This window comes from Micromonospora sp. NPDC048843, assembly GCF_040649965.1.
Classification (GTDB): domain Bacteria; phylum Actinomycetota; class Actinomycetes; order Mycobacteriales; family Micromonosporaceae; genus Micromonospora; species Micromonospora hortensis.
On record NZ_JBEZGJ010000350.1, the window covers coordinates 1 to 2531 of the forward strand.

The 2531-nt window shown below is 72.5% G+C and carries 2 protein-coding genes; both read right to left on the bottom strand.

The window, feature by feature from the left end; translation table 11 throughout:
- Positions 1 to 116: 116 nt before the first annotated feature.
- The gene (locus AB0C20_RS35960) at positions 117 to 899 is read right to left on the bottom strand and encodes a peptidase (RefSeq protein ID WP_357190982.1); all 783 of its coding nucleotides are present in this window, start codon (positions 897 to 899) and stop codon (positions 117 to 119) included.
- Complete coding sequence (locus AB0C20_RS35965) at positions 899 to 2176, bottom strand: VWA domain-containing protein (protein ID WP_357190985.1); 1278 nt, start codon at positions 2174 to 2176, stop codon at positions 899 to 901. Before AB0C20_RS35965 ends, AB0C20_RS35960 begins: the two co-directional genes overlap by 1 nt.
- Between the last annotated feature and the right edge of the window lie 355 nt (positions 2177 to 2531).

The following is a 2531-nucleotide window of genomic DNA, read 5'->3' on the forward strand; positions in this document are numbered from 1 at the left end:
GGTCCGCGCGGCCGTCGACTGTGGACAGCTGGCGCCACCACCCGGTGCTGAGCAACGCCTTGGCCCGATCCAGCTCGGCGGCGGTGACCGGCACTAGGGCCACCAGAGGCGGCGTTTCAGCGACGCCGAGGGCGTCGGGTCACAGCGAAGCCGAACACGCCGGCCACCGCGGCGAGCGCGCCGCCGATGCCGGTCCAGACCCAGCGCGAGCCGAGATCCGGCAACCAGTCCGCCGGCGAGCCGCTCTCGTCGTCGGCCTCCGCGTCCACCGGGGGTACGGCGTTGAGTACCGTGCCGGCCTTGGTGTTCGGCACCAGCGGGGCGGCCAACTCGCCGTCGTCAGCCGAGGCGCCCCGGTCGGCGATGGTGCCGACCAGGAGGTCGACGTCGATCGGCGCACCCAGATCCGGCTCCGGCAGCTCGATCACTGACAGTCGGACGACGTACGTGCCGGGCAGCGGGTCGGCCGACCAGGGCTCAGCCCACGGCCGCACCTCGCGCAGCGTGCAACCAAGGACCACGTTCGACGCCTTCGCGTCCACTGTCGGGGTCTGGGCCCCCGCCGTGCACGCCTGGCGTCGGCGCAGCCCGTCGAAGACGTCCACCGTCCAGGTGGAGGCGCCGCTGCGTCCCTTCGGGAAGCTGACTGTGGCGTTGATCTCGTGCACCTGGCCGGCCGTCGCCGGGAACGACCAGTAGAGGTGGTCACCGATCGAGGCGTCCACCCGTACCGGTTGTCCGGCGGTGATCGGGGTGGCGGTGAGAAAGGACGTGCCGGCACGGTTCACCGGCGTGGCACCCGGGGAGGGGGTCGGTGCGGCGGCGGCCGCAGCGGGAAGCAGAGCGGCCACGCCGGCGGCGAGCAGCGCCGCCATCGACCGGAACAGTGCGGTACCCATCAGTTCTCCCTCCAGGTGGCGACCCACCAGCGGGTGAGCAGACCGGCGAGCAGACCGGTGATCAGCCCGGCGACGGTGAGCAGGGCGAGCAGCACCCAGCCCCGGCCGAGGTCGGGTCCGTCCGGTGCGGGTGCGGCCGCGACCACGTCGATGGTCAGCTCCACAGGCATGCCCGGGGTGGCCGCGGTGCCGGGACGCGGGGCGAACGAGTTGCTGACCACCAGGCAGACGGTGGTGGGTTCGATGACCGGCGCGGAGCTCTGCTCGGTCTCGGCGGCATCCTCGTCGTCAGCGGTGGCCGACCAGCGCAGCCCGGCGGAGAGCACGTCGGCCCGCCCGCTGCCGGCGTCCGCGCCGCGGACGAGTTCCCGGCCGTCGGCCGCGGTGGCCCGCAGCAGCACCCCGTAGTCCCGGTTGACGGCCCGGTCCAGCGCCATGCTCACCGAGGCCCGCAGCTCCTGTCCGGGGCGGATCGGCACCCGGTAGTAGCGATGCTCGGAGAACGCCTCCCGGTCGGCGTAGACGCCGGGGGCGAGCAGTGGCGCCGAGTCGCACGCGCTCGTGCCGCCGACCACGGTCGGGGCCCGGGTGTGCGTGTCACCGGCCCGCTCGACGAGTTGTTTGATCCGGTCGGTCAGCTCCTCGGCGCTCTGCGCGGCGGTGTAGGTCCCTCCGGTCGCGCTGGCGATGCACAGCAGTTGCCGGCGAACCTTCTCGTCGGGGGCCAGACCGAGAGTGTCGACGACCAGCCTGGTGCCCTGGGCGGCCAGTTCCCGGGCCACCTCGCACGGGTCCGGCGGGGCACAGGTGTCCTCGCCGTCGGTGATCAGCACGATCCGCCTCGTGGTGGCCCCGGTGCCCAGGTCCTGCGCGGCGGAGCGCAGCGCCAGCCCGACCGGAGTGAAACCGGTCGGCCGAAGTGTCGCCACCGCCGCCTTGGCGGCGGACCGGTCCACCGGGCCGACCGGCACGATCTGCTGGGTGTCCTGGCAACCGACCTTCTTGTCCTTACCGCGGTATGTCGCGCCGAGCACCCGGATGCCGAGCTGTGTCTCCTCGGGCAGCGCGTCCACCACCTCGTTGAAGGCCTGCTGGGCGACCGCGATCCGGGTGCGTCCGTCGATGTCGGCGGCGCGCATCGACCCGCTGACGTCGAGCACCAGCTCGACCCGGGGCGGCTCGGGCGCCGGCTCCTCGTCGGCCTGCGCCGGCCCGGTCAGCGCGGTGGTCGCCAACAGTCCGAGAAGGACCGCCGTCGATCGTCTGAAGTTGATCACGACCCGCAGTGTAGTGAGATCCACTTTGGATGATCGTTTGGGTGGAGGCGTGCGGAAGCGGCGACTCCGGCGACGCCAGGGATCGCCTCTGACTGGCCGCGCCCGCGCTCAGGGTCCACGCCAGGTCACCCTCGGTCAACTGTGCGAGGGAAGGTGTCGGTTCGGCCAGCATCCGTCGGAAATCTGACCCAAGTCGACCCGTTGTGCCGGTGGTGCGGGGTGGTTAAGCTCTTCATGCGCGCCCCAATCGCCCGCTTCCCCCGTGGCAGGCCCGCCGCCGTGCTGGTGTGGCTGTTCCTGGGCGTCCTGCTCGATCGTGACTACGACCGGCCCACCCATGCGGTCGGGGCGGTTC

What these genes read in the sequence shown, in the direction of transcription:
- AB0C20_RS35960 (WP_357190982.1), bottom strand. Translation starts at nt 899, where the DNA reads ATGGGTACCGCACTGTTCCGGTCGATGGCGGCGCTGCTCGCCGCCGGC.